20 protein-coding genes are annotated in these 26,535 nt (G+C 70.2%); 13 read left to right on the top strand and 7 right to left on the bottom strand.

Going from position 1 to position 26,535, the window contains the following annotated elements; translation table 11 throughout:
- The first annotated feature begins 107 nt into the window (after positions 1-107).
- Genes KUM44_RS23745 through KUM44_RS23735 form a run of 3 tightly spaced genes read left to right on the top strand, consistent with a single transcriptional unit; the run spans position 108 to position 2,435 of the window.
- Entirely contained in the window at positions 108-563 is a 456-nt protein-coding gene (locus KUM44_RS23745) for a hypothetical protein (protein WP_217210792.1), read from the top strand.
- 37 nt (positions 564-600) lie between these two features.
- Positions 601-1,203, top strand: coding sequence for a response regulator transcription factor (locus KUM44_RS23740; protein WP_217210790.1), 603 nt, complete (start codon positions 601-603; stop codon positions 1,201-1,203).
- Complete coding sequence (locus KUM44_RS23735) at positions 1,200-2,435, top strand: HAMP domain-containing sensor histidine kinase (protein WP_217210788.1); 1,236 nt, start codon at positions 1,200-1,202, stop codon at positions 2,433-2,435. The genes KUM44_RS23740 and KUM44_RS23735 overlap by 4 nt, the downstream gene beginning before the upstream one ends.
- Before the next feature lie 132 nt (positions 2,436-2,567).
- On the opposite strand, the gene KUM44_RS23730 is transcribed toward KUM44_RS23735, so the two are convergent.
- Entirely contained in the window at positions 2,568-2,984 is a 417-nt protein-coding gene (locus KUM44_RS23730) for a response regulator transcription factor (protein WP_217210786.1), read from the bottom strand.
- An 84-nt stretch (positions 2,985-3,068) separates the two neighbouring features.
- Positions 3,069-5,096: a histidine kinase gene (locus KUM44_RS23725; RefSeq protein ID WP_217210784.1), complete on the bottom strand. Its 2,028-nt coding sequence runs from the start codon at positions 5,094-5,096 to the stop codon at positions 3,069-3,071.
- Between the two features lie 116 nt (positions 5,097-5,212).
- Between KUM44_RS23725 and KUM44_RS23720 the strand changes: the two genes are divergently transcribed.
- A complete protein-coding gene (locus tag KUM44_RS23720) occupies positions 5,213-6,178 on the top strand; it encodes a CPBP family intramembrane glutamic endopeptidase (RefSeq protein ID WP_254389968.1) in 966 nt (321 codons plus the stop codon).
- A gap of 67 nt (positions 6,179-6,245) precedes the next feature.
- On the opposite strand, the gene KUM44_RS23715 is transcribed toward KUM44_RS23720, so the two are convergent.
- Complete coding sequence (locus tag KUM44_RS23715; protein ID WP_217210783.1) at positions 6,246-8,897, bottom strand: RICIN domain-containing protein; 2,652 nt, start codon at positions 8,895-8,897, stop codon at positions 6,246-6,248.
- Between the two features lie 315 nt (positions 8,898-9,212).
- Here KUM44_RS23715 and KUM44_RS23710 point away from each other — a divergent pair, with 315 nt between their 5' ends.
- From KUM44_RS23710 to KUM44_RS23675, 8 genes are all read left to right on the top strand, one after another.
- The gene (locus KUM44_RS23710; protein WP_217210781.1) at positions 9,213-10,235 is read left to right on the top strand and encodes a LacI family DNA-binding transcriptional regulator; all 1,023 of its coding nucleotides are present in this window, start codon (positions 9,213-9,215) and stop codon (positions 10,233-10,235) included.
- Between the two features lie 92 nt (positions 10,236-10,327).
- The gene (locus tag KUM44_RS23705; protein ID WP_217210779.1) at positions 10,328-11,578 is read left to right on the top strand and encodes a sugar ABC transporter substrate-binding protein; all 1,251 of its coding nucleotides are present in this window, start codon (positions 10,328-10,330) and stop codon (positions 11,576-11,578) included.
- A gap of 31 nt (positions 11,579-11,609) precedes the next feature.
- Positions 11,610-12,599, top strand: coding sequence for a carbohydrate ABC transporter permease (locus tag KUM44_RS23700; RefSeq protein WP_217210777.1), 990 nt, complete (start codon positions 11,610-11,612; stop codon positions 12,597-12,599).
- On the top strand, positions 12,596-13,465 hold the full coding sequence (locus KUM44_RS23695; protein WP_374202067.1) for a carbohydrate ABC transporter permease: 870 nt from the start codon (positions 12,596-12,598) through the stop codon (positions 13,463-13,465). Before KUM44_RS23700 ends, KUM44_RS23695 begins: the two co-directional genes overlap by 4 nt.
- A gap of 52 nt (positions 13,466-13,517) precedes the next feature.
- On the top strand, positions 13,518-15,278 hold the full coding sequence (locus KUM44_RS23690) for an amylo-alpha-1,6-glucosidase (protein ID WP_217210775.1): 1,761 nt from the start codon (positions 13,518-13,520) through the stop codon (positions 15,276-15,278).
- Positions 15,279-15,533: 255 nt separating this feature from the next.
- A complete protein-coding gene (locus tag KUM44_RS46840) occupies positions 15,534-17,387 on the top strand; it encodes an RICIN domain-containing protein (RefSeq protein ID WP_217210773.1) in 1,854 nt (617 codons plus the stop codon).
- A 132-nt stretch (positions 17,388-17,519) separates the two neighbouring features.
- Positions 17,520-18,011: a hypothetical protein gene (locus KUM44_RS23680; protein ID WP_217210771.1), complete on the top strand. Its 492-nt coding sequence runs from the start codon at positions 17,520-17,522 to the stop codon at positions 18,009-18,011.
- Positions 18,008-18,328 (top strand): transcriptional regulator, encoded by a 321-nt coding sequence (locus tag KUM44_RS23675; RefSeq protein ID WP_217210769.1) that lies wholly within the window; start codon positions 18,008-18,010, stop codon positions 18,326-18,328. The genes KUM44_RS23680 and KUM44_RS23675 overlap by 4 nt, the downstream gene beginning before the upstream one ends.
- A 64-nt stretch (positions 18,329-18,392) precedes the next feature.
- On the opposite strand, the gene KUM44_RS23670 is transcribed toward KUM44_RS23675, so the two are convergent.
- Together KUM44_RS23670 and KUM44_RS46835 are read right to left on the bottom strand one after the other, a co-directional pair.
- Positions 18,393-20,843 (bottom strand): non-reducing end alpha-L-arabinofuranosidase family hydrolase, encoded by a 2,451-nt coding sequence (locus tag KUM44_RS23670; RefSeq protein ID WP_217210767.1) that lies wholly within the window; start codon positions 20,841-20,843, stop codon positions 18,393-18,395.
- A 120-nt stretch (positions 20,844-20,963) separates the two neighbouring features.
- Positions 20,964-21,092, bottom strand: coding sequence for a hypothetical protein (locus KUM44_RS46835; protein WP_302186036.1), 129 nt, complete (start codon positions 21,090-21,092; stop codon positions 20,964-20,966).
- Positions 21,093-21,291: 199 nt separating this feature from the next.
- Here KUM44_RS46835 and KUM44_RS23665 point away from each other — a divergent pair, with 199 nt between their 5' ends.
- Positions 21,292-22,464, top strand: coding sequence for a hypothetical protein (locus KUM44_RS23665; RefSeq protein WP_254390007.1), 1,173 nt, complete (start codon positions 21,292-21,294; stop codon positions 22,462-22,464).
- A 329-nt stretch (positions 22,465-22,793) separates the two neighbouring features.
- Here KUM44_RS23665 and KUM44_RS23660 read toward each other — a convergent pair whose 3' ends face one another.
- Together KUM44_RS23660 and KUM44_RS23655 are read right to left on the bottom strand one after the other, a co-directional pair.
- Positions 22,794-24,647, bottom strand: coding sequence for an acyltransferase family protein (locus KUM44_RS23660; RefSeq protein WP_217210765.1), 1,854 nt, complete (start codon positions 24,645-24,647; stop codon positions 22,794-22,796).
- Positions 24,644-25,747: an LCP family protein gene (locus KUM44_RS23655; RefSeq protein WP_217210763.1), complete on the bottom strand. Its 1,104-nt coding sequence runs from the start codon at positions 25,745-25,747 to the stop codon at positions 24,644-24,646. Before KUM44_RS23655 ends, KUM44_RS23660 begins: the two co-directional genes overlap by 4 nt.
- Between the last annotated feature and the right edge of the window lie 788 nt (positions 25,748-26,535).

The raw sequence follows: 26,535 nt of genomic DNA, 5'->3' as shown, positions 1-26,535 counted from the left end.
GTCACTGCCTCCCCGGAAGGACCGGGGCCGACCGGCCGTAGCATGGCTTCCGGCTTGTGGAGGAGCGAACTCCACATGACCCGGCGGCCCGACGGAAGGAACAGGTGATGCGGCTTCGTCGATGCGTCCTGTTCGCCGTGCTGGCCGTCTGCCTGACCGGGTGCGGCGGCGTGGACGGCGGCGTCCGCGTCGAGGGTCCGGCAGTGACGAAGGTCCCCTGGACGGGGCCGGTGTTCGTGACGAACTGGAACGGCCGGCCCTGGCAGCGCCCCAAGCAGATCGAGGGGCAGTTTGTCCTCCTGAGCAAGCTGACATGGCGGGACTGGGGCTCGCCCCGGGCGCGGGCCACCGGCGTCGCCATGGACTCGACCTGCCTGTCCGGCTGCCCCGACGGCTTCGACAAGCCGCCGCCGAGCTACCGGGTCAACGTCGTCCTGAGCGATCCGGTCAGGCGCGGGAACGTGGCGTTCTACCGCCACATGACCCTTACCCCCGTACATCCCCCGGCGCCGTCCTGGGCGAAAGCCAGCGCTGATACGGACCTGGACGTACCGGATGCCTGAGTACGGCACGGGAGAGGACCGTCGGAGAGGGAACGCGATGCACGCTGCTCAGGATGTGCTGCTGGTCGAGGACGACGAGCTGATCCGGGAGGCCACGCGGCTCACGCTTCACGAGCGCGGCTACCGCGGCCGCACCGCGGCCGACGGCCTGACCGGGCTCGCGCTCTGCCGGGAACGCCATCCGGACGTGGCCGTCCTCGACATCATGCTGCCGGAGCCGGTGGACGTGGTGATGGGCCTGGAGGCGGGTGCCGACGACTACGTCACCAAGCCCTTCGGCGGACCGGCCCTCGTCGCCCGCATCCGCTCCCTGCTGCGCCGGGCGGCAACCGTCGAGCAGCCGGCACCGGAGGGCCCGCGCCTGCGCTTCGGCGACCTGGAGTTCTGCCCGGTGTCCCTGACTGCGCGCCGGGCCGGAAAGCCGCTCGCGCTGACCACGACCGAGCTGAAGCTGCTGAGTGAGTTCGCCGCCGCGCCGGGGACGGTGCTCTCCCGGGACCTGCTCCTGGAGCGGGTCTGGGACTACGCCTGGTCCGGCGACACCCGGGTGGTGGACGTCCATGTGCAGCGCCTGCGCTCCAAGATCGGCCGGGAGCGGATCGAGACGGTGCGCGGCTTCGGCTACAGGCTGCGCCCATGAGACGGCCCGCCGACAAGAACCTGAGGCCGCCCGCCTTGAACGTGGGGGCGAAGGTCGCCCTGGCCGTCGCCGCCGCGGCCATGTGCGTGGCGGCGGCGATCGGGGTGCTGGTGCACCGGACCACCGCCGCCGGCCAGTTGGAAACCGCCCGCGCCGGAATGGACCAGAAGCTGCTGAGCGCCGCCAAGGACCACGCCGAGGGACGCCGGTCGGACGCCAGGGTCGACCCCCCTGATCTGCCCGGCCCAATGGCACGTGCCGTGCCCGACGGCCTCCGGGTGACCTACCTTCAGGAGGGCGGCAAGGAGCCGGTGCTGTGGGCGGCGACCCGGATCTCGGACGGGAAGGTGCTCGCGATCCGCCGTTCGTACGTCCCCGAGGAGGAGGCCCTGGCCGCACTCGACCGGACGCTGGCGGCCACGGGCGCGGCCGTCACCGTCCTGGTGTCCCTGGCAGGACTGGTGCTGGGGGTGCGCATGGGACGGCGGGCCACCGTCGCCGCGCGTACGGCGGAACGCATCGCCGACGGCGACCTCGACGCCCGGGTCCGCCCCCGCGGCCATGACGAGATCGCCCGGCTCGCTGCCTCCGTCAACATCATGGCGGACGCGCTCGGCGCCCGTCTGGAGGCCGAGCGCCGGGTGACCGCCGACATCGCCCACGAACTGCGCACGCCGGTCGCGGGCATGTCGGCAGCGGTCGGCCTGCTGCCGCCCGGCCGGGCGTCCGAGCTGGTGGCGGGCAGTGTGCAGAAGCTGGGCGGGCTGGTGGAGGACGTGCTGGAAGTGGCCCGGCTGGACTCACAGGCGGCGGTGGTGGACACCGAGGAGCGCGAGGTGAGCGCGATGGCACGGCGTGCGGCCGCCGGCCCGGACGCCGTGGAGGTGAAGGTCGTGGCGGACGCGGTCGTGGCCACCGATCCGCGCCGCGTCGAACGCATCCTGACCAACCTGGCCACCAACGCCCTGCGGCACGGCGCCGCACCCGTCGAGGTCGAGGTCGACGGCCCCGTGGTCCGGATCCGCGACCACGGCCCCGGTTTCCCGCCCGACCTGCTCGCCGTGCTTCAGACCTCCGGCCCCCAGCGCTTCAGCAAGGGCTCACGAACCGGAGGCACCGGCCTCGGCCTGACCATCGCAATGGGCCAGGCCCGCCTGCTCGGCGCCCGCCTGACCTTCCGCAACCGCCCGGAAGGGGGCGCGGAGACGGAGCTGCGGCTGCCGACGGCCTGATCCGCCGGAGGCGGGTTGAGCGGCCGGGCGAGGAGACCGGCGATGACGTAGACCGATAAGGACAGCACGCCGGACGTCGATGCCGGTCAGGCGGGCGGCCCGGCGGCGGCCGGAACCCGCTTCAGCGCGGTGTCACGTGCCGCGCGGACGCGTCAGGCCGGTGTCGTACGCGAAGATCGTGGCCTGCACCCGGTCGCGTAGGCCCAGCTTGCGAAGCAGGGCGTTGACATGCGACTTCACGGTTCCCGTCGTCACACCGAGGGCGCCCGCGATCTCGGCGTTGGCGAGTCCCGCCGCCACCAGCGTCAGGATCTCCCGCTCACGTGGGGTGAGCGTGCCGAGGCGTGCGGGGTCCGGTGCCGGTGCCAGGTGCGCGAAGGCTTCGATCAGCATCCGGATGTCCATCAGGACGACATCGGGCGTGAGGTGCCCCGCCAGTTCCACGGCGTGGGCGCCGTCGGAGGCCTCGGCGACTACGGCGAGGTCGGGCTCCGCGTCGATGATGGCGGCGAACCCGGCACGGACCACGGCCTGGTCGTCGACCACCATCACCCGGACAGCCGGATCGTTTCGGGCTGCGATGAGGGCACCTCCTCGATCTCCTCGATCTCCCGATCTCGGTCTTCGTGCGGTTCATGGCTTCGACAGGTGCTTGGCCGCCGCTTCCGTATTCTCGGCATTCTCCTTTTCCGCATTCTCCGCCGTGCCGGTGGCGGCACCTGCCCCTTGTCTCAGCACGGCCAGCAGTTCGCGCATGGCGGCAAGGCCCGCTCGGGCCCGCTCCGCGGCGCCGTCGAGGTCGCCGCGTTCGGCCCGTACCACCACCTCGTCGGCGTGGCGGAGCACCTCCTGGCGCAGCTCCGCGGCGATGCGCTGCCGCTCCTCGTGCGCCTCGACGACGGCGGACCACACCGCCGCCGTCAACGCGCTGTCCTCGCGCCGAGTGACGCTCTCGCGGCGCCTTCGGACGAACACGCCCAGGCCCCAGACCCCGCCCATCGGCAGGGCCGTGAACGCCGTGAGGAAGACGGTGAGGAAGACGAGGAACGGGACACCCGCGTCCCCTGTCCCGGCCTCGGGCCGGCCGCCGCCGAACGCGTCCAGCGCGACCGCCGTCGACGCGAGACCGCCCGCCGTCACCAGGACCGCCGGCCAGGTGCGGCCGGCGGGTCCCGCGAAGGCCGCCACCGCGTGCAGGGCGACGCATACCGCGCAGGCCCCGGCCACCGTCAGGGCCCAGGCCACGTCCGACGGCAGCAGCCCGAGGGCCACTGCGACCGGTGGGATCCAGGCACTGGCCAACACCAGGAACAGGACGGTCCAGGGAGTGCGCCGCCGCCACAGCAGCGGCAGAGCGTGCAGGACAGCGGGCAGACAGGCCGTGGCGGTGGCGGCGGGCCGCTCGATGAGGACGGCGATGACCGGGAGCGCCGATACGGCGAGCACGGTCGCCGTATCGGCCGAACTCACGCTCGTCAGGGCCGGGTTGCGGCTCACCGCCGACGAGGGGTGCGGCAGCCGTGCGCGCACGGACCACCCCGGAACGTCCGGCCGAGGACCGGCTTCGAGCGTGCCGCCGAGCCCGGCCGCCCTGTCCCGCATGCCCGCGGTACCACGACCGGAGCCGAGCCCCTGCCGCGCACCGGGTGCGCGGGCCGTCGTGCCGGAAGCCGCTTCGGCCGCTCCGTCGTCCTCCACGAGGAGGTCCAGCGCACCGGCACCGTCCCGGACCACGATGCGTACGGCGGCACCGGGGGCGTAGCGCAGCGTGTTGGTGAGGGCCTCGCGCACGACGCCGAAGGCCGCCTCGGCCACCGGACCCGTCAGGGCGGCCGGGCCGGACGCCGTGTCCAGGCTCACGCGCTGTCCCAGGCGCTCGAATCCGGCGGCGAGTTCGGCGATGCGCTCTTCGAGCGGACTCTCCTCGTCGGCCGCCGGACTCCGCATCACCGCCACCAGCCGGTGCAGCGCCCGCACGGTCTCGCGCCCGCCTTCCGCCGCCAACCGCAGGGCATCGGCGGTCAGTTCCGGTCTGCTCTCGCCGAGGCGGCGTGCGGCGTCCGCGGTGACCACTACGGAGGTGAGGTGGTGCGCGCTGACGTCGTGCAGTTCACGGGCGAGGCGCTGCCGTTCCGTGCCGGCCGCGGTGCGCCGTACGGCCTCGGCGCGCGCCAGTTCCCGTTCGGCGGCCCGGCGTCCGGCGAGCCAGCGGCGGCGGCTGAGGCCGACGCCGACGGTGCCCGCGTAGACCGCGACGCTTGCCAGGGCCTCACCGCCGACATCGACCGGGGAGTCGTACACCGCCAGGGACCTGAGCACCGCCGATCCGGTCAGCACGGCCGCGACGAGGACGGCCGTCCCGGCCGGACGCCGCACCGCGACCGAGTACAGCGCGGCCACGCCCGCCGCCATGGCGGCCAACAGCGCTTCTTCCGGCACGACGACCTCGGCGACCAGTGTGGCCTCGATGGCGAGCGTCGCGGCGACCGGGAAGCGCCGGCGCAGCCCGAGTACGGCAACGGCCGACGCGGTCGCGGCGAGGCCCACGGCGAGCTGCGGCGCCTGAACCGACTCGCCGCGCAGCAGCGTGAGCCCCGGCCAGACGGACAACTGCGCCACCGCCAGCAGCGCGGGCAGCAGCCAGTTCCGTACACGCTCCATGATGGCGACGATCATACTTTCGGCCCGCTGTCCGGGTCGGCCCTATCTCAGGTTGGAGAGGCCGATCGTGCCCACGGTCGACGCCACGGCCGTCCACCGTCGGGATGCTGATGCACATGACGACGCACACCATGGACGAGCCGCACCAGCCCCCCGCCCCACCGTGGGACCGGACCGCCACCGCACCGGCGCAGCCGCTCCCGTACCACCGGCTGGCCCTGACGAACGGGAACCACCGGTGGTGGCGGCCGCTGGCGGGAACCGTCGTCGTGTTCGTCGGCGCGGTTGTCGTCATGCTGGCGGTGCTCATCGGCAGCGAGATCGCCGGTGCGGTCCTCGACCGCCCCCGCGATGCCGACGGCGACCTCATATGGGGCGGCATCGGTGACACCGCCCTCGCGCTGCTGGGCCTCGCCCTCGTCACCCCGGTGGTCCTGCTGGCAGCGCGTTGGGTGCAGCGCCGCCCGGCGGGCACCCTCTCGTCGGTGGCGGGTGCGCTGCGATGGCGCCTGCTGGGACTGTGCCTCGCGGTTGCCCTGCCCATCTCCGCGGCGTCTGTGGGCATCTCCATGCTGCTGCCCGAACCCGAGGGCAGCGGACCGGATTTGACGTGGGCCGGACTGTCGCCGTTCCTGCTCGGCCTCGCGTCCGTCTGCCTGCTCGTGCCGTTCCAGGCCGCGGCCGAGGAGTACGTGTTCCGTGGCTGGCTGTTGCAGGCGGTCGGAGCCTGGTGCCGCTCACCGTGGGTCGCGGTGACACCGCAGGCGGTGCTGTTCGCCGCCGCGCACGGCTGGGGGACCGCATGGGGATTCGCCGACCTGGTGGTGTTCGGCCTCATCACGGGCCTGCTGACCATACGTACGGGCGGACTCGAAGCGGCGATCGGGCTGCACGTCCTCAACAACCTCCTCGCCATGGGCGTCCTGTCGGCGATAGCCGGAGGGCTCGACACCGAGGAGACGGCTGCCGACATGAACTGGATGATGCTGGCCGTCGACGTCCCGATGGTCACCCTCTACGCGGCAGCCGTCCTGTGGATCGTCCACCGCCGGGACAACTCCCGTAGCCCGTCGGATGGTTGACGGACCGCTTCAACCACGGCGGGGCCGCAGGCAGTCGCGCCTGCGGCCCCGCTCAGGTGCCTGTGGGTCAGGACGGGTCGCCGTACTGAAGACCGCGTCCGTTGGTGCCGACGTAGACGCGGCCGTAGGTGTCCGGGTCGCCGGTGATGACGCCGGTGCCGCCGATGGCGCCCCACTGGTGGGCGTCGTCGTTGACGCGGACCCAGGTGGCGCCCTTGTCGGTGGAGCGGAAGACTCCGGTGACGTCCTTGACGGTGCCGATCAGGTACAGGGCCTGGTAGTCGGTGCCCGGCTTGGCCTTGCCGAAGCCGAGGGCGGAGGCGGACTGCACCGACTTGAGCGTGGTGAAGGTGCGGCCGCCGTCGGTGGAGTGCAGCAGCCCCTTGCCGTAGCCGGAGATCCACAGGTCCCCGGCGATACCCGGGACGGCCGTGAGCTTGCCGGAGGGCAGGTTGCCGGCGCGGGCGGTGAAGGTCGCGCCGCCGTCGGTGCTGGCGTAGAGCGTGCCGCCGGACAGTGAGTAGAAGGTCCTGGCCGAGGAGCGGTCGGCGACGACCACGGCGTCGTTGCCCAGGCCGCCGACCCGCGACCAGCTCGCCCCGTTGTCGGTCGAGCGGTACGGGGCCTGACCGGCCTCGGTCCAGACGATGCTGGAGCCGTCCGCCGAGAGCGCGATGTGGCCGTCCTGGGCACTGGCCACCGGCTCCGCCTTGAAGCCGTTCCAGCTGCTGCCGCCGTCGGTGGAGTAGGCGCCGTCCTGCGCGCCGCCCCGGCCGACACGGACCATCATCGAGGGCTTGGACTGGGCGAAGTCGATGTCGGTGCTGTTGGTCATCATCGGGTTCTTCAGCCGACCGGACGGCACCTTGGTCAGGTCGTCGTGCCGGAAGCCGCCCTGGTCGCCCATGGAGGTGATGACGGTGGCGCCACCGGGAGGGGCGATCGCGTCGATCAGCGCGGTCTCCTCCAGCCCTCGGGCACCCGAGCTCCAGTGGCTGGTGCCGCCGCTGTCGGAGGCGTTGGCGTTCTTGCTGCGCAGGATGCCGTTGCCGGTGCCGTACAGCACGTGCCCGGAGTCGAAGGGATCGATGGCCAGGGCGGTCATCCAGTGCCCGGTGTGGGTGCCTACGTAAGGAGCGGCGGTGGCGCTCCGCTTCGACTTGTCGGCCTGCGTCTTCCAGGTCGCGCCGCCGTCGGTGGACCGGTAGAACTCGTCCTCGGGGTACCAGCGGCCGATGGTGGTGACCATCACCGTGGACGGCTTGCGCGGGTCGACGGCCAGACCGGAGAAGCCGTAGCTGCCCTGGGACGGGGAGACGTTCTTCCACGCCCCGGAGGCCGGCGTGTACTTCCACACCGAGCCCCCCGTCACGCCGTTGGGCCCGAGGTTGTTGGTGTACGTCAGGTACAGCGAGCCGTCACCGGAGAGCACGCCGTGCTGCGGCATCTGGCCGGTGGGCTGCCCGGAGACGGCCTGCCAGCTGTTGCCGCCGTCGGTGGAGCGGTACAGGGAGGTGGACCTGTCGCCGACGCCGACGTAGATCGTCTTGCTGCCGGCCGGGCCGTACGTCACGAAGGAGATGCCCGCGCCGCTGCTCGCCCCGTCCTTGACCGGGAACGAGGAGACCTGACGCCATGTCACGCCGTAGTCGGTGCTGCGCCACAGGCCGTTCTTGCGGCTGCCCAGCAGCAGGTTGCGGTTGTCCGCGGGGTCGATCACGAGGCGTTCGCCCGCGCCGCGGCCGTCCTCGTTGCCGCCCACCTTGAACGGCAGATTGGTGCGCTTGAAGGTGCGGCCCTTGTCGGTGGAGCGCAGGATCGCGCCGTTGCCCGCCCAGTCGTTGGTGTAGGTGCCCGCCATGAGGTAGAGCCGCTTGGGGTCGACGGGGTCGGTGGCCACCGAGTCGATGCCCAGCAGGTTCCAGTCCTTCTCGCCGATCCAGTCGGTCAGCGGGATCCACTGCTCGGCCGCGGTGTCCCAGCGGTAGGCGCCGCCCATGTCGGTGCGCGCGTACAGCAGGCCCTTCTCCTTCTGGTTGAACACCAGGCCGGTGACGTAACCGCCGCCGACCACCTGGGCGTTCTTCCACCGGTACGGTCCGGCCGCGGCGGCGTTCTCCGCCTGAGTGGTTCCGGCCGCCGGGGCCTGGGCCATCTTCACCAGCTTCCACTGCTGGTTGCTGCCGCCGTGGCCGGGCCACTGGATGACGGCCGCGCCCTGGGCCGTGGTACTTCCGGAGACGTCCAGGACCTGGCCGCTCTTGCGGGAGGTGAAGGTGACGGCGTCTCCACCGTTCACCTTGTCGATCCGCCACTCCTGGGCGGCGGAGGAGCTGTCGGTCTGCTGCTCGGCGGCTGCGGCCCGGGCGGTCGAACCGCCCGCTATGCCCAGCACCTTGCCGCTGTTGCGGTTCACCAGCTCGTAGTAGCCGTCCCCAACGGACTTCAGCTTCCACTGCTGGTTGGCGGTGCTCTGGTCGGTCCACTGCTGGATACGGGTGCCGTCGGCGGTGGAGAAGCCGTTGACGTCCAGCACCTTGCCACTGCGCACGGAAACCAGCCGGTAGTAGGCATCGCCGTCGACCGTCGCGGCCTGCGAGTCGTCCTGCGCGAACAGGAGATACGGCACGACGGCGGCGGGTACGCCGAGCAGCACAGCGGTGGCGGTCCAGCGACGGCGGTGACGCCCGCGGCGCCGGCCGTTCGTGGGGTTGTTCATGGGGAGGTGATCTCCTTGCATGCCGTTCACCAGAGAGGGGAGCGATCCAGACACCGGACGGGCCCGGATCCGACTCCTTGTGGTCACAGGCCCCGCAAAGGGTTGCCGCGAGCCGGGAAACTTTTTCGGTTCATCTCTTGGTGCCGTAAGCGTTGTTCGGCTTGCGCGAGGTATTGACACCCGCACGGGCGGCTCCTACTTTTCCTTCACGCGAACCGGTTCGACACCGGATTCGAGCGTCACTCCCAACTCTGCCCCGACCGGTCTCCTTCCTCCTCGGAGAATGTCGAACCGGTTCGATGAAGAAGGAGTCCCGTGAACATCGGTGAGATTGCCAGGCGGGCCGGTGTCTCGCGGAGCACCGTGTCGTATGCGCTGAGCGGCAAGCGTCCGGTGTCGGATGACACCCGCGAGAAGATCCAGCGGGTCATCGACGATCTGGGCTACCGGCCCAACGCGAGTGCGCGCGCCCTGGCCAACGGCCGGACCAGCACCATCGCTCTCGTCTTCCCGCCGGCAGGGGACCACTACACCGGGATGCAGCTCGACTTCATCGGCAGCGTGGTGGAGGCCGCTGCCGCCTATGACTACGACGTGCTGCTCTCCCCGAGCGGTGTGGACAGCGACCGTTCGTTCCAGCGGTTGCTGGGGGAGCGGCGGGTCGACGGCGCGATCCTGATGGAGATCAGGCTCCAGGACGACCGGGTCGACCACCTCCTCGCCGAGGACTTCCCCGCTGTCTGTATCGGCCGCACCGCACGGCCGGAGAGCGACTGGTGGGTCGGCCTGGACCATACGGCGCTGGCGGCGGCCTGTGTCCATCACCTCGCGGACCTGGGCCACCACAGGATCGCCCTCGTCAACCGGCCCGAACGGCTGCTGCGCGCCGGGTACGAGTCCGCGCACCGGGGGCTGGACGGCTTCACCAAGGCCGCCGCGGAGCGTGGGCTCACCGTGCGGACGTACAGCTGCGAGGACGACGCCCCCTCGGGGCAGGCGTGTCTGGAGCGGATCCTGTACGAAGACCCCGCCACCACGGCCCTCGTCACGCTGAACGAGGCCGCGCTCGGAGGCCTCTACCGGGGCCTCGCCCACGCGGGCCGCCATGTGCCGCGCGACTTCTCCGTCACCGGTGTCGTGGCCGCCCGGTGGGCGGAGACCGTGACCCCGCGGCTCACGGCGGCCGACGTGCCGGCGGCGCAGATGGGGCACCTGGCCGTGGAACTGCTCGTCGAGCGGCTCGGCCATCCTGACGCGCCGCCTCGCCACCACCTGCTCGTCCCGCCGATCTCACTGCGCGCCAGTACCGGGCCCGCCGGGACGGGTACCGCTCCCTGACCGCACCCGCACAGCGCCGTTCGCCATGCCCTGCCCCCTCGCCGCCCTGTGTCCTCGGCACCCGCATGCCCACAACATAAGGAACCCTCGCGATGAACAGCTTCTCGAGACAGCGCCGTCTGACCGCCGCGGCCCTGACCGCCCTGGCCGTCGCCACCACCGCCACCGCCTGCGGCTCCGGCTCGGGCGGCACCACCTCCCCGAAGGCGGCGGACAGCGGCACGTACACCATCTGGGACCCCTACCCGCAGTTCGCCAAGGACTCGGACTGGGCGAAGCTGCTGGACGGCTGCGGCAGCAAGGCCGGCGTCAAGATCAAGCGCACGGCCTTCGACACCAGCGACCTGACGAACAAGGCGCTGCTGGCAGCCCAGCAGGACAACTCCCCGGACGTGCTGATCCTCGACAACCCGGTGGTGTCGACGCTCGCCGAGGCGGGCGTGCTCACCACGACCGACGAGAACAAGGTGGACACCTCGAAGGTGGACCCGAACCTGCTCGCGGCCGGTCAGTCGGGCGACAAGACCTACGGCACGCCCATCGGCGCGAACACCCTGGCCCTGTACTACAACAAGGACGTCCTCAAAGCGGCGGGCGTGGACATCGCCTCGGTCAAGGACTGGAAGTCGCTGACCGCGGCCCTGGAGAAGGTCAAGAAGGCGGGCAAGAAGGGCATCACCTTCTCGGCCATCGGCACGGAGGAGGGCAGCTTCCAGTTCCTGCCGTGGCTGTGGGGCTCCGGCGCGAAGCTCACCGAACTCGACTCCCCCCAGGCCGTGTCGGCCCTGTCCCTGTGGAGCGACTGGATGAAGAAGGGGTACGCCCCGAACTCCGTCATCAACAACACCCAGACGACCAGCTGGCAGGAGTTCGCCGGCGGCGACTACGCCTTCGCCGAGAACGGCACCTGGCAGCTCGCCAACGCGAAGAAGGCCGGCTTCGACTACGGCGTTCTGCCCATCCCCGGCGCCTCGGGCGGGAACGCCGCGGCTCCGACGGGCGGGGAGTTCGTCACCGTCCCGGTCCAGGGCGACACGGGCCGCTACGCCACCACCCAGAAGCTGGTCTCCTGCCTGACCAGTACCGAGAACCTGTATGCCACCGACACCACCCTGTCCTACGTGGCCCCCACCGGCGAGGTGCAGGAGAAGCAGGTGGCGGCGAACGCCGAGCTGAAGCCCTGGGTGGAGGCGGTCAAGGCGGCCAAGGGGCGCACCAGTGACGACCTCGGCACCGAGTACCCGAAGATCTCCGAGCAGATGTGGAAGGCGGTCCAGTCCGCCCTCAGCGGCTCCAAGTCGCCCAAGGACGCGCTGAGCGCAGCTCAGGACGCCGTCAAGTAACCGTCAGGCAACCGTGACCCGGGGCTCCTTGATGAAGCAAACGACACATCTGCCGGACCGCCGGCCGGTGCGTGACCGGAACGGGGCGGCGGCCATCGCCGCCCCGCCGCCGGCCCGCACCGCGCACCGCCGCCGTCGTCCCACTTCCCAGCAGTGGGCTGCCTGGGCCTTCCTCGCCCCGGTGACCCTCTACCTCGTCCTCTTCTACGCCTATCCGCTCTACCGCAACCTCGACCTGAGCCTGCGCAACTACACCGTCCGCTCCTTCGTCCAGGGCAACGCGCCGTTCACCGGAGCGGACAACTACCAGAAGGTCTTCGACGACCCGACCTTCGGTCCGGCACTCACCCACACGGTGGTGTTCACCGTGGTGTGCCTGTTCTTCCAGTACGCCATCGGCCTGGCCCTCGCGGTCTTCTTCAACCAGCACTTCAAGCTCTCCGCGACCCTGCGGGCGCTGTTCCTGGTGCCGTGGCTGCTGCCGCTGATCGTGTCGGCCTCCACCTGGTCGTGGATGCTCAACAGCGACTCCGGTGTCGTCAACGCCGCCCTGCACGCCGTCGGCATCGACCCGGTGAACTGGCTGACGTCACCCGAGTGGTCGCTGACGTCGGTGATCATCGCGAACATCTGGATCGGCGTCCCGTTCAACCTGGTCGTGCTCTACAGCGGCCTCCAGTCGATCCCTGGCTCGCTGTACGAGGCGGCGGCCCTCGACGGCGCGAGCGCCTGGCGCCGCTTCTGGAGCATCACCTTCCCGCTGCTGCGCCCGGTGTCCGCGATCACTCTGCTGCTGGGGCTGGTCTACACGCTCAAGGTCTTCGACATCATCTGGATCATGACCAAGGGCGGCCCGGCCGACTCGTCCACCACCTTCGCCACCTGGTCCTACCAGCTCGGCTTCGGCAACCTGCTGCCCGCCTTCGGCCCCGGCGCGGCCGTCGGCAACCTGCTCGTCGCCGCCGCCCTGGTCTTCGGCCTGGTGTACCTGAAGGTCCAGCGAAAGCAGTACGCCTCATGACCGGCCTCATGACCAGCCTCAAGACCGCCCCGGCCACACGCCGCCCGCACCGCGGACGGACCACCTGGTGGAAGACGGCAACGGGCGTCCTGCTCACCGCCGTCATGCTCTTCCCGGTCTACTGGATGCTCAACGTGTCCTTCACCCGCGACCAGGACATGCGCAAGTCGCCGCCGGACCTGTTCCCCGTGCACGGCACGCTGTCCGGCTACCGTGCCGTGTTCGACCAGCAGTTGCCCTACCTGGGCACTAGCCTGGTCGTCGGCCTCGGCACGGTGGTGCTGACCGTGGCGCTGGCGGCGCCCGCCGGATACGCGCTGGCGAAACTCCGGCCCCGCGGCGGGGGAGTCCTCAGTTTCCTGTTCCTGGTGGCCCAGATGATCCCCGGCATCATCATGGCGATGGGCTTCTACGCCATCTACCTCCAGCTCGGCCTGCTCCAGTCCGTGCCCGGTCTGATCGTCGCCGACTCCACTCTCGCCGTCCCGTTCGCGGTTCTGATCTTCACCGCGTTCATGTCCGGCATCCCCGGTGAACTGCTCCAGGCCGCGCAGATGGACGGGGCCGGGCCCTGGCGCACCTTCCGGTCCGTGGTGCTGCCGATGAGCCGCAACTCGGTCGTCACCGTCTCCCTGTTCGCGTTCCTGTGGTCGTGGTCCGACTTCGTCTTCGCCAGCACCCTCGCGAACGGCGGCGCCCACGAGCCGATCACGCTCGGCATCTACCAGTACATCGGCAACAACAACCAGGAGTGGAACGCCATCATGGCCACCGCTGTCGTGGCCTCGCTGCCGGCGACGGTGATCCTCGTCCTCGCCCAGCGCTACGTGGCCGCCGGCGTGACGGCCGGAGCCGTCAAGGACTGACCACCACACGACCCCCGTCGGTCACCCCTGCTGAAGAAACGAGTCACACCACATGACCGCCGCCCGTTCCGGCCCGGCCTTCTCCCTCCACGACATCCCGTTCAGCACGCACGGATCCTGGTTCGGCATCTCTCCCGTGCTCGCGGAGAAGACCCGGGCCGAGGACCTCCACCTCGTCTCGCACCAGAACGGCATGCACGCGGTCCTGCGCTTCACGCCCCTGGAGGCGACGACGGGCGAGCGCGCGGGGACCCGCGTCGAGGCGACCGCGGGCCTGCTCAGCTGGACCGGTGAGCAAGGGCACATAGCCCTCGCCTACGCCTCACCGGACACCGTCCGCCTGCGCGGCGAAGGACTCGGCCTGCGCATCACCGCGGCAGCGGACACCCTGACCCCCTTCACGGGCACCTACTTCTACCGCGACCCGGTGGACGGGGCGTACGTGTTCACCTCGTACGAGACCGGGCGCCGTTACCGGCTCACCGTGCTGTCCGGTTCCGTCGAGGTGTCCGGCGGTCAGGCCCTCGGCACCAGTGCACGAGGCGTCACCGTCACCGCGGATGGCAGCGGGAGCTGGGAAGCGGCGATCGAGGAACTGGACTGCGCACGCCTGCCCTACACGACCTCGGAGACGTTCGACTCCGTCGTGGCGAGGGCGGAGCAGGCCTTCGCCGCCTTCGTCGACGCGGTCGCCCCCTGGCGCTCGTCCGCCACCCCGGCCGCCGAACTCGCCGCCTACGTCCTGTGGTCGGCCACGGTCCGTCCGGCGGGCCTGGTCACCCGGCCCGCGGTGCTGATGTCCAAGCACTGGATGGACAAGGTCTGGAGCTGGGACCACTGCTTCAACGCCCTTGCCCTGGCGCCCGGTGCCCCCGCCCTGGCCCGGGACCAGTTCTCCCTGCCCTTCGACCACCAGGACGAGACCGGCGCCCTGCCCGACTCGGTGACCCACTCCGAGGTCCTCTACAACTTCGTCAAACCCCCCATCCACGGCTGGACCCTGTCCCACCTGCGCCGAAGACTCCCCGAACCCCTCAGCCGGGCCGAACTCACCGAGATCTACGGCAGGTTGACACGGTGGACGGACTTCTGGCTCACCGCCCGCCGCGCCCCCGGCGCCGCCCTGCCCCACTACCAGCACGGCAACGACAGCGGCTGGGACAACGCCACCACCTTCGACCCCGAGCGCGTGGTCGTCACCGCCGACCTGGCCGCCTTCCTCACCCTCCAGCTGCGCGAACTGTCCGGGCTGGCCCACGAGTTGGGCCTTGCCGACGAGGCCCGACGCTGGGGCCGTACCGCCGAGGCCACCCAGGCCGCGATGCTCGACGAGCTGTGGACGGGGGAGCGGTTCGTGGCCCGCGGCGTCGACACCGCGCAGACCTGGAGTACCTCCAGCCTGCTGGACCTGATGCCGATGGCGCTGGGCGAGCACCTGCCCGAGGACATCGGCAAAACCCTGGCCGCCCGCATCGAGACCCACCTGACCCCGTACGGCCTGGCCACCGAACTGCCCACCTCACCCCATTACCTGTCCGACGGCTACTGGCGCGGCCCGATCTGGGCACCCGCCACCGTCCTCATCGAGGACGGCCTGCGCCGCGCAGGCCACCACCGCCTTGCGGACGAGATCGGCGCCCGCTTCCGCGCGCTGTGCGAAACCCACGGCTTCGCCGAGAACTTCGACGCCCTCACCGGCACCGGCCTGCGCGACCGCGCCTACACCTGGACCGCCGCCGCCTACCTCCTCCTCGCCGAAGCCCACACACACCGGCACACCACACCCGCCCCTGCCGCGCACACCGGCGGCTGAGAGACCCCCATCCACCAGTGGACCTGCGACCCGGCGAGCGCGCTGGACAACAAGAGGAACCAGATCCGGCGCATGCAGGGCAGGGACTGACCTGCGTTCCTGCCCTGAGGGCTCCCGGCCACAGCAGGAGCCCTCACCGGCCACCACCGCCGAAGCCCACGCACACCGAGACAGCCCCTCACCGGCCGCCTCCCTCAAGCCCCGGGACCGATCGAGCCCCGGTTCTTCACCCCCCTCCACCCCAGGAGCCGCAGAATGAAGCCGCTCATCACACCCTCAGGACCCGCAACCCGCACCAGACGCCGAGCAGTCGCGTCCGGAGCCGTCCTCTTCGCCACCCTGGCCGCGACCCTGGTACCCGCCGCCCCCTCACAGGCCGCCGACACCACCGTCGCCGTCGACTTCGCCACCGCCGGGGGCGCCCCCACGTACCGTGCCTCGGGAACCATCTACGGGATGACCGAGAACGGTTCGCTGCCCCAGGACCACTTCTACAAGGACATCAAGTGGAAGTTCATGCGGGCCGGCGGCGCCCAGCTGGACAGCCCCGGCGGCTGGGTCGCAGGCAAGTACGACCGCCGGTGGAACTCCACCCTGGCCCAGTACAAGCGCACCAAGGCGCTCGGCGGGACGTTCGTCATCCTGCCGCACGACCTGTGGGGCGCCGACGGCACCACCAAGCCCACCTTCCCCGGTGACAACGGCGACTGGTCCAGCTTCGACGCCTTCTACGACCGCCTCCTCCGCGACGTGAAGGCCGCGGGCATGACCGATGTCCAGTGGGACATCTGGAACGAGCCCGACTGCCCCGGGTTCTGGGGTTCCGGCATGCCCCAGTACCTGGAGATGTGGAAGCGCGCCTACCAGAAGATCCGGGCCGCCATCCCCGGCGCCGTGGTCGTCGGCGCCAGCACCTGCGGCCACCCCAACTTGGACAACGGCTGGTGGACCACGTACCTCGACTACGTGAAGGCGAACAGGGTCGAGCCGGACATCTACAGCTGGCACGACCTCCCCGGAGACCCGGTCGCCCACAGCAACTCCCTCAAGTCCCTGCTGTCGGCGCGGTCGATGACGACCAGCCGCGCCTTCCAGATCAACGAGTACGGCGCCACCAACGAGCAGAACCCCGGCCGCGGCGGCTGGTACATCTCCCGTCTGGAGCGCGCCGGAGCGGACGGCCTGCGCGCCAACTGGGCGTGGGGCGCCAACCTGCACGACTTCGCGGCGAACCTGCTCACCAAGAACAGCGCCGGCCAGTACCTGCCGCTGGGCGAGTGGTTCCTCTACCGCTACTACGGCTCCCAGACCGGGAACATCGTGAACTTCACGCCCGGTACGAATACCGACGGCCTGGCGACGAAGGACAACTCCGCGCGCAACGCGAAGATCCTGCTGGGCAGCAACGGCAACACCGGCAACGTCACCGTCAACCTCAACCGCCTCGATACCGCGTCGGTGGTGGAGAACGGCCGGGTGCGGGCGATAGTCCAGCGCATACCGAACAACGGCGGCGGCGCGGTGACGGGTCCGGTGACGGTCGCCGACCAGACCCTGACGGTGAGCAACAACTCGGCCTCGGTGAGCGTGCCGTGGACGGATGCCGCCGACGGCTACACGGTTACGCTGCTGCCGCCGTCGAACACCACCGTCTCCACGGTCGCGGTGGCCCAGCACAGTGGTCAGTGCCTGGACGACACCAACCTCTCCACCGCCGACGGCACGCAGTACCAGCAGTACCACTGCGAGGGCGGCTACCAGCAGATGCTCGATCTCAAGCCGGTCGCCGGACGGGCGAACACCTACACCATCGTGAACGAGCACAGTGGTAAGTGCCTGGACGTCTCGGGCGCTTCCACGGCCGACGGTGCCGCCGTCATCCAGTGGACCTGCAACGGCGCCACGAACCAGATGTTCACCCTGAAGCCCGTCACCGCGCTCGGCAACAGCAAGGACTACCAGCTGGCCGCCGTCCACAGTGGCAAGTGCGTCGACGTCAGCGAGATCTCCGCTACGGCCGGCGCGAAGATCCACCAGTGGACCTGCGACGGCGCCGGCGCACTGAGCACCAAGAAGAACCAGATCTGGCGCCTCCAGGGCATGCGCTGACCTCCGTTCCCCCCCCGTGAGGGCTCCCAGCCACAGCAGGGAGCCCTCACGGTCTGCCTTCCGCTGCGCGCTCTTGCCGTACCGGAAACTCTTCTCTTTCCATGTCGGAAACAAGCAGCTACTCTTTCCGGTATGGAAACTCACGGGGTACGACTGACGCCGGAACAGGCCCATGCCGCCCTGGCCGACACCGCGCACATCCGGGCCTCCGCCGCGGCACTGTCGGCCACACCGTGGCCGAACTGGTTCTTCGTCACGCTCACGCTCTACATCGGCGCGCTCCCGATCATCTACGGAGGCGTCGTGGCCGGCTCGGACTGGCTGCTGCCGCGCCCCGCCTGGATGGTCATCCTGGTGACGAGTACCGCGGTGTTCATGGCGCTCTTCGCCGTCGCGGGGAGGGCGTGGCGTGACAGGACCGGGGTGGCGCTGCGGTTCGACGTGCTGCCGAAGCGGGCGACCGTGCCGCTCACGCTCGGCCTGCCCGTGCTGCTGGTGGGGGCGGCGCTCGCGTTCCGTGTCACGGGACGGCCGGTGTGGCTGATCGCGGCCTCGCTGATCGGTGCCGCCGTGTCCGTTGGCTTCCATCTTGCCTTCGTCCGCCTGCACCGGAAGACCCCGTGAGCGCCGAGATGACCGACCGGCTGGAGGGTTTCGACGCCACCATCCATGCCCCGAACCGGCTGCGTATCTGCGCTCTGCTGGACGCGGCGGGCGAGGCGGAGTTCGGCCTGGTCCAAAAGCAGCTCGACCTCTCCGCCTCCGTGCTGAGCAAGCACGTCACCGTGCTGATGGGCGCCGGCTACGTCGAGCAGCGCAAGGCCGTCCGCGAGACCCGGCAGCGGGTGTGGCTCCGGCTGACCCGGCGAGGCCGGGAGGCATATCAGGGGCACCTCGCGGCACTGCGGGCGATCGTGGGGCCGTCGGATCCGGCTCTCTGATCACCAAACGTTGAGGAACCCCAGCCGACGTGCGGCTGGGGTTCCTCGTGGTGGTGCGTGTCGGTCAGCGCCGCAGGGTGAGCAGGCCCGGCCGGTAGGGCAGCTTCACGTAGTCGGTGCCCGGCGGCTGGTTGGGGGCCAGGCCCTGGTAGAGGAGCTGGAGGTTGCAGGGGTCGACGGTCATGGTCTGGTCGGGGTTGTCGCGGACCAGGTCACCGTGGCTGACGTCGTTGGTCCAGGTGGCGCCGCTGTTGGCCTTGCCCGCGAAGGGGTTGGACTCGGTGGCGGCCTGCGGGGTCCACGGACCGTTCAGGCTGGAGGCCGTGAACGAGCGGAAGAAGCGCTGCTCAGTCGCCCCCCGAGCCTCAACGATCATGAGGTACTGGTTCTGGCCCTTGACCTTGTAGACCTCCGGCGCCTCGAACAGGTTCTTCACCGTGTCGCTCATGATCGTCGTGTACGACGAGCCGAAGCTGGCCGGGAAGTTCCCGATCGGCATGGTCGACTTGTAGATCTTGCCGTTGTCACCGGCGAAGAACAGGTACATGTTCTGGTCGTCGGCGATCAGGGTCGGGTCGATCGCGCTGCCGTCAGGGAGCTTGCCGGTGAACAGCGGCTGCGGCGCGGACCAGCCGTTGGGGTTGGTGGGGTCGCTCGACGTGCGGTAGACGAAGGGCCACTGGGTACCCCACCCATTGGAGGCCAGCACCCAGATGTTCTTGGGCGCGAAGTAGAAGAGTTTGGGCGCCACCGCGGACTGGCTCATCTGGGTCTGTCGGGCCGACGCCATGTCCGACCAGTTCGAGAAGGAACCGAATCCCATCGACTTCCACGACGAACCGTCAGAGGCGGTCGCGTAGACCAGGTGCTTGCCGTTGTACGTCACGGTGGTGAAGTCCTTCAGCGAGGCCCACCCGTTCGCCGGCTGCGCCAGCGGGCCGGTCGAGCTCCACCGGTACGTCGACGGAAGAGCACACGTGTCGGCCTTCGTCACCGCGGCCGGCCTGAAGTTCCAGCGCTGGTTGGCGCCGCCCTTGGAGTCCCAGATCTGGACAGGGGTGCCGTCGGCGGTCCGACCGCCGGGGATCTCCAGCGCCCGGCCGCTCGCGACGTTGGTCAGCGTGTAGGTGCCGTCGCTGTTCCGGTGGGCCCGCCAGCGCTGGTTGGCGCCGCCGTTGGAGTCCCAGATCTGCATCCTCGTCCCGTTGGCGGTCTGGTTGCCCGGCTCGTCCAGTACCCGGCCGCTGGCGACGTTGGTCAGCGTGTAGGTGCCGTCGCTGTTCCGCCCGGCCCGCCACTGCTGGTTGGAGGAACCGCTGGCGTTCCACACCTGGAGCGGGATGCCCTTGCCGTTGTGTCCCGCGGGCTGGTCGAGAACGCGGCCGGCGGCGGCGTTGGAGAGCGTGTAGACGGCGCCGGGGGTGATGCCCCCGCCCGTCGTGCCGCCGCTGCTGCTGTTGCCGCCGCCGCTGCTGCCGCCGAGGGCGGTGAGCACCGCGTCGTAGGCGGGCTTCTTCTTGCCGCTGCTGTCGAACAGCAGCGGGTTCTCACCGGTGCGCCACGAGTCGCTGTCGCGGATGCCCCACACCGTGATGCCCGTGCAGCGAGCGACGTTCAGGCAGGCCTTGACGGCGTTGGTGTACGCGGTGGCGGACGCCTGGGCGATGTCGAGCTCGGTGACCTGGACGTCCACGCCGAGCTCGGCGAACTTGGACAGGGTGGTCTGGAAGCTGGCGGGCGGGCCGCCCGCGCTGAAGTGGCTCTGGAGGCCGACGCAGTCGATGGGGACGCCGCGGGACTTGAAGTCCTTGACCATCTTGTAGACGCCCTGGGTCTTGGCGTCGGACCAGTTCTCGATGTTGTAGTCGTTGTAGCAGAGCTTGGCCGCGGGGTCGGCCTTACGGGCGGTGCGGAAGGCCTCCTCGATGAAGCCGTTGCCCAGCACGTCCCGGAAGACCGAGCTGCGGAGCTGGCCGCTGGGGCCGTCGGCGAAGGCCTCGTTGACCACGTCCCAGGAGTGGATCTTGCCCTTGTAGTGGGCCATCTGCTGGGTGATGTGGTTGTTCATCACACCGCGCAGGGTGCCCGCGTCCTTGATGGCGCTGACCCAACCGGGCAGCTGGGAGTGCCAGACCAGGGTGTGGCCGCGCAGGCGCTGGCCGTGCGCGGAGGCGTGGCTGACGATCGAGTCGGCAGGGCCGAAGTTGAACTTCCCTCGGGAGGGTTCGATGGTGTCCCACTTCATCTCGTTCTCCGGGGTGATCATGTTGAATTCCCGGTCGAGAATGGTGGAGTACGTAGAGTCGCCGAGCCTGCCCGCGGCCACTGCCGTGCCGAAGTAGCGGCCGCTGTCGGACGCTGCGGCGGCCACCGTCGTGGGGGCGTCCGGCGTGAGTGCGGCCTGGGCGACCAGCGGTACGGCGGTACCCGCGGCGGCGAGAATCACGACGGCGGCGATTACGCGGCCGGTCGCCGGTCGGCGGCGATGAGAGCGGTTCTGATCTGGCAACTGCATGCCCCTTCTGGTGCAACGGGCCTTGCTCTGGGACCCGGGTACCTGCCAGTCGGCGCCATGCCCAAGAAAGGTTGCCGTCCTCGGGAAGGAATCTTGTCGAGCCGGAGATCGGCGCGCCCCTCATCCGTAGATGTCGGGGTCGCCGGTGATGACACCGGTGACGTCCTTGACGGTGCCGATCAGCGTGCCGTCGGACAGTCGTGCCGGAAGCCGCCCTTGTTCCCCGCCGTCGCTGTGGGGCCTGTGCATCCGGCAAGAGGGGCGTAGGCGGGCGAAGGATCCGTCTGTTACCGACCACGGAGAATTCCGCAAGATTCGGCGACAGGCCCCTGACACAAAGAACCTGCCCCGCCTTCCCGCCATCTCAAAGAGGGGCGCATGGCCTGAAGGAACCGTGCGATGCGACCGGAACCACAAGGGAGAAAGCGTGTCGGCCATCAGCCAGCGGATGCACCTGGTGCTGCTCGCGGCCTGGACAATCCTGTGGTTCGCCGTGGTCCAGCCGCACGGGGGCTTCTCCTGGCACTACCTGCGTACGGGCGGGGAGTTGCTCTACGCGGGGTCGGGCAGGGCGGACGGCGGTCTGAATCTGTACGCCCACCACCCGGAATTGCAGATGGGCCCCGTCAGTTTCCTGGCGGCGGGCCTGTTCAACCCCTTCTCCGAGTCCGTCGGGCAGTTCCTGGCCGCCGCCGTGATGTCCCTGCTCGGTCTGATCATCCTGGTGGTGGCCGGACGCAGCGCCGCCTGGCACTTCCTGGGCACCGGCACCAATCACCAGCGGCTGCGGCAGCGGGTGCTGATCGCGGGCCTGGCCTTCATCCCGATGTGGATCGAGGTCGCCGTCCGTTTCGGCCACCTCGACGACGTTCTGGCGCTCTTCTTCACGGCCCTGGCCGTACGCGCCCTCACCCGCGGCAACGCCGCCGCGACGGGCATCTTCCTGGCCCTGGCCATGGACTCCAAACCGACCGCGCTGGCCTTCCTGCCGTTGCTGCTCGCACTGCCGAGAAGGCAGTGGCTGCGCGCGGGGCTGTGGTGCGCGGGTCTGGTCGCGCTCGTCTGGCTGCCGTTCCTCCTCAGTGCCCCGCAGTCGTTCGCCGCGGCCGAGTTCACCATCCCCAATCAGCCTGCGTCCGCCCTGCGCTGGCTCGGCGTCGACGATCCGCAAACCCCTCCCTGGGACCGGCCCGCACAGGCCGCGGTGGGGCTGGCGCTGGGTTGCGTCGCGGTCCGGCGAGGGCGCTGGCCCGCCGTCGTCCTGCTCGGCGCCAATGCCCGCATAGCCCTGGACCCCAGCGTCTACACGTACTACACCGCCTCGGTCCTGCTGGGCACCCTGCTGTGGGACGTGATCGGGCAGCGGCGCCTGGTGCCGTGGTGGAGCTGGATCGCACTGATCACCCTGTACGGCACGGTCTTCGTCGTTCCCCATGACCCGACCCGCGGCCTGATCCGCCTGGGCTTCGTCGCCGTATCCACCGCATATGTCCTTTTCTGCCCGGTGCGGGACCGGCGCCGCCGGCACTCTCTGTCCCGCAGTAAGCGGATGAGAACCGATCAGGCCCCCGGTACGGCGAAGTGCACCGCACTCGGCACCCCGGAAGGATCGCGTCCCTGACATGCCAGGGCTGTGCCGCGCACCGTCAGGCGGACGAGGCGCCGGCTTCTTCGTTGTCGGTGGCCCAGCGACGGAGTGCGACTTTCGGATGGCCGGAGTCCTGCCTCTCGGCGGAGGTGGTCCCGCTGGTCGACGGAGTCAATGCCTCGGGGAGCCGCGATGGGATGGACGTGCCGGTGCCGCCATGTCGGTGTCGAAGACATCGAGCACTGGGACGTCGTCGCCGACGGGCAGTAGCCCGGCCGGAAGGACTGACCGCCGGACCCCGCCGGGGTCCGGCACATTTCAGCGAACGCGGCGATGACGCCCCGGCTGCGGTGCCGGCCGTTTCACCTCTGCTTCAGTGCTTGGGCCACCGTCTTCGCGTAGAGCTTCGCGGCCGTGGGACCGGGGTGGATGCCGTCGCTCGCGAGGAGGTTGTCCTTGCCCTGGATGGCGCGGTCCCAGTCCGCGACCGCCACGTTCGAGTGCGCCTCGGCGGTCTGCCGGATGGCGGTGTTGACCCGGTCCTTCCAGGCGACGGGTCCGTGCACGGTGACCAGGACCACGGTGCGCCGGCCGGCTGCCTCGACGACCTGTTCGAGGTTCTGCCGACCGCCGACCCCGTTCGTGCCCAGGCCGATGAGCAGGATCTGGTTCAGCTGCCCGGCTTCGCCGAGGGATCGCACCTCGTCGGGGGCGACGGCCAGCTGGCGGCTGACCTTGGCGTCGATGACGATGCCGGGGAAACGCTCCTGGAGCGCCGGGGCCGAGGCGAGCATGACGGAGTCGCCCAAGGCCGTGATCTTTTTGGCGCGGGGAGGTGTGGACGGGTGCGCGGACGGGGGCACAGACGGGTCCGGGGACGGCGTTCCGGCGTGGTGGAGGGCGCGTTCGCCCGCGGCTATCTGGTCGGCGGCGCTGTTGCCGCCATGGGCAGTGGTCAGACCCCAGGCGGCGACGAGCACGGCGGGCACCGCCGGCACCACCACCGCGCGCGGGAGCCGCGCAGACCGGTGTCCGTGGCGCGGGCCCGCGCCCGGGCGGCGCAACGGTTCCTCCACCCAGCGGTAGGAGGCGGCCGCCACAGGAAGGGAGAGCAATGCCGCTGCCAGAGCCGTCCGCGTGGCCTGGCCCGCGCTGTGGCCGTCCGGCAGGGCCAGGGCGATCAACGGCAGGTGCCAGAGATAGATCCCGTAGGACCGGCGGCCGATCCAGCGCAGCCACGAGATGCCCAGCAGCGTGGCGAAGACCGAGTCGGTCCGGGAGGCGGCCACGACCACGGCTCCCGCGGCACACGCGGCGGCGGCGAAGCCCCACGGGTACAGGTACCCGGAGTCGGAGTGGACCCGTGCGGCCAGCAGTCCGAGGACGACCCACCCCAGAACACCGGCTGCCCCGCACACGAATCGGGCCCAGCGGTGCTTCCAGGCATGGGCCGAAGGAACGGCGAGCGCGAGCGCGGCTCCGAGCAGGAGACCGAAGGCGTGGGTGTCGGTGCCGAAGTAGACCCGCGAGGCGTCCTCGCCGGGCTGGTGCAGCAGTGCCATCGCGGTGAGGGACGCGATCGCCCCCGCCAGGACCAGGGCCACCCGCGCCCGGCTGCGGGCACGGTACCGGGCCGTCCACAGCAGGCTCAGGATCACCAGGGGCCAGGCGAGATAGAACTGCTCCTCCACACCGAGCGTCCACAGGTGCTGGAAGAGGGGCGGAGGGCCGAAGGAGGCGAAGTAGGAGGCGTCCGTGCTGATCTGCCACCAGTTGTTGGTGAAGGTGAGCGCCGACAGCACGTCGTGCCCTGATGCGTCGATCCGTTCCGGACGCCACAGCGCCGCCACGGCGGTCACGGTGACCAGGAGGGTGACCAGCGCGGGGAGCAGCCGCCGGGCCCGCCGTATCCAGAACTGGCCGAGACGGATGCGACCGGTACGGTGCAGCTCGGTGCGCAGCAGGTCGGTGATCAGATAGCCGCTGAGGACGAAGAACACGTCGACCCCGAGAAATCCCCCGGGCAGCCAGGAGGGATCGACGTGGTACACGACGACGAACCCGACGGCGATCGCCCGGACGCCGTCGAGCCCGCGCAGGTAGGACGAAGGGCGGGCGGGGGCCGGCTCGTGGTCGGCTGGGCGCCTCATCACGAGGGTCTGGCCGTCCCGCACGCGGGACCTGGTGTTCAGCACGATGGTCTCGGTGTCGTTCACGACTGTCCGCCTCCTCCTTCGGTCCGGGCGGGCAGCGGCCGGTCCGCGCTCAGCGCCTGCCACACGGCCTTCGCCTGCGGTTGCCGGGGGACCACCCGGTCGGGGTCCTGCGGGGCGGGGGCGACCGGCAGGGTCCGGAAGTCGACCCGGTCGGTGTCCAGGCCGTCGAGGGAGCGGGCGAAGGAGGTCAGCGACGACAGCGAGCCGAGGCCCTTGTCCGTGGTGATGGCGCTGGTGAGGTCGTCGAGCAGGCGGTAGAGCCGCACGGGATCCGTCAGCAGGTCGGCGGAACGTATCTGCGTGATCAGGGCTTTCATGAAGGTCTGCTGGAGCTTGATACGGCCGAGGTCGCTGCCGTCGCCGATGCCGTGCCGGGTCCGTACCAGGCCCAGGGCCTGCTCACCGTTCAGGCGCTGCGTTCCCTTGGACAGACGGGCGTGGCTGTAGGGATCGCGGATGTCCTGCGGGACGTTCACCCGCACGCCCCCGAGCCTGTCGACCAGCTTCTTGAAACCGGTGAAGTCGATCTCCACGACGTGGTCCATCCGCAGCCCCGACAGATGCTCGACCGTGGCAACGGCGCAGGTCATGCCGCCGGTCTCGTAGGCGGAGTTGAACATGACCGCCCGCGCGGCCGGAGCGACTGAGGACTTGGTGGGGCAGGCCGGCCGGTCGACCAGGGTGTCCCGGGGGATGCTGATCACCGAGGCGTCCCTGCGGCCGTTGGCCATGTGGACGACCATGGCCGTGTCGGAGCGGGCGCTGCCTTCGTCGCGGCCGTACTCACGGTTGGCTCCCGACCGTGAATCCGACCCGAGCAGCAGCACGTTCACCGCTCCCGGTACCTTCCGTGCCGGTCGCGCGTCGGCGTTCAGCTGCCCGTCGATGTCCTGCGAAGCGAGGTTGTCGCTCAGATCCCGGTAGGCGAGGGCGGCGCCACTTGCCAGGAGCGCCAGAAAGACGGTCGCCGGCACGATGAGCCGGCGCGCCGGACGGCGGGAGACCGGCGGATTCGTCCCCGCGTCCGAGCCCTGTGGCGGGCGGCCGAAGGAGCCCCTGGAGCGCCGGCGTGGCTCACGGACTGGGCGTGGGTCGGTCATGCGCTACTCCGTCGGACAGCCCGCGACGTGCTTCGCGGTCGTGCCGCCGATGGTCGACCGCGCACGTGTACGGCCCGCCTCTGTTGGTTCTCGGCCGGTGCGCGAAACCTGCTCGGTTGTGTGTCGGTTTTGTATCGACGACGAGACAGCGCCCAGGCCCCTTGCGAGATTCGCCACCGGGCAGACTCGACCGCGGTGCCCGTCCAGGAGGCCGGGCACCGCGATCATCGTCTGTTCGGGGAGCAATCGGTGCTGCGGGGCATTTCGCGCCCGACTGACGATCGGTCACTCCAGTGTGAGCATCTCGGCATCGCAGACCAGGAGTGGCGAGCCTGCTGTGTCCACCAGGAACTCCTGCCCTCCGAACGCCCGCTCCTCGTGCATCTGGCAGGCCGGATCCGACGCAAAATCTCCACGAATAAGCAAACCTCAGGACGCCGAGCTGACGCATCATCTTTCGGCTGATCCGGAGAGCCCGTTGCGGCGCCTCTGCTCTTGCCGGCATTCCGGCCAGCTATCCGTTCTTCATGCTGACCTGATGTCGCCGCTGCACATGTACGGCCCGTGGGAGGCTCCCGCGACCCGTCCCGAACTCCCCGGCGACGTTCCTGCGTCTGCATTCTGCGATCGGTCCCATTCGGCCCGCCGAACGCGAGGCCCGATGTCATTCGACCTGTCGAACAATTGGCCAGCCACTGCGCTCAAACACAGCCACAATCGGCAGTTGGACGCCAGCCCGTACAGGTGGGCGGCCTGCTGCGAGGGGTATTCACCACCCGGTTGATCAC

Source organism: Streptomyces sp. AC550_RSS872 (assembly GCF_019049285.1).
GTDB lineage: Bacteria > Actinomycetota > Actinomycetes > Streptomycetales > Streptomycetaceae > Streptomyces.
This window is presented reverse-complemented; position numbering and strand designations above follow the sequence as displayed.

Coding starts and splice junctions, on each gene's coding strand:
- KUM44_RS23745 (WP_217210792.1), top strand. CDS start 108: ATGCGGCTTCGTCGATGCGTCCTGTTCGCCGTGCTGGCCGTCTGCCTG.
- KUM44_RS23740 (WP_217210790.1), top strand. CDS start 601: ATGCACGCTGCTCAGGATGTGCTGCTGGTCGAGGACGACGAGCTGATC.
- KUM44_RS23735 (WP_217210788.1), top strand. CDS start 1,200: ATGAGACGGCCCGCCGACAAGAACCTGAGGCCGCCCGCCTTGAACGTG.
- KUM44_RS23730 (WP_217210786.1), bottom strand. CDS start 2,984: ATGGTGGTCGACGACCAGGCCGTGGTCCGTGCCGGGTTCGCCGCCATC.
- KUM44_RS23725 (WP_217210784.1), bottom strand. CDS start 5,096: ATGGAGCGTGTACGGAACTGGCTGCTGCCCGCGCTGCTGGCGGTGGCG.
- KUM44_RS23720 (WP_254389968.1), top strand. CDS start 5,213: ATGACGACGCACACCATGGACGAGCCGCACCAGCCCCCCGCCCCACCG.
- KUM44_RS23715 (WP_217210783.1), bottom strand. CDS start 8,897: ATGAACAACCCCACGAACGGCCGGCGCCGCGGGCGTCACCGCCGTCGC.
- KUM44_RS23705 (WP_217210779.1), top strand. CDS start 10,328: ATGAACAGCTTCTCGAGACAGCGCCGTCTGACCGCCGCGGCCCTGACC.
- KUM44_RS23700 (WP_217210777.1), top strand. CDS start 11,610: ATGAAGCAAACGACACATCTGCCGGACCGCCGGCCGGTGCGTGACCGG.
- KUM44_RS23695 (WP_374202067.1), top strand. CDS start 12,596: ATGACCGGCCTCATGACCAGCCTCAAGACCGCCCCGGCCACACGCCGC.
- KUM44_RS23690 (WP_217210775.1), top strand. CDS start 13,518: ATGACCGCCGCCCGTTCCGGCCCGGCCTTCTCCCTCCACGACATCCCG.
- KUM44_RS46840 (WP_217210773.1), top strand. CDS start 15,534: ATGAAGCCGCTCATCACACCCTCAGGACCCGCAACCCGCACCAGACGC.
- KUM44_RS23680 (WP_217210771.1), top strand. CDS start 17,520: ATGGAAACTCACGGGGTACGACTGACGCCGGAACAGGCCCATGCCGCC.
- KUM44_RS23670 (WP_217210767.1), bottom strand. CDS start 20,843: ATGCAGTTGCCAGATCAGAACCGCTCTCATCGCCGCCGACCGGCGACC.
- KUM44_RS46835 (WP_302186036.1), bottom strand. CDS start 21,092: ATGCACAGGCCCCACAGCGACGGCGGGGAACAAGGGCGGCTTCCGGCA.
- KUM44_RS23665 (WP_254390007.1), top strand. CDS start 21,292: ATGCACCTGGTGCTGCTCGCGGCCTGGACAATCCTGTGGTTCGCCGTG.
- KUM44_RS23655 (WP_217210763.1), bottom strand. CDS start 25,747: ATGACCGACCCACGCCCAGTCCGTGAGCCACGCCGGCGCTCCAGGGGC.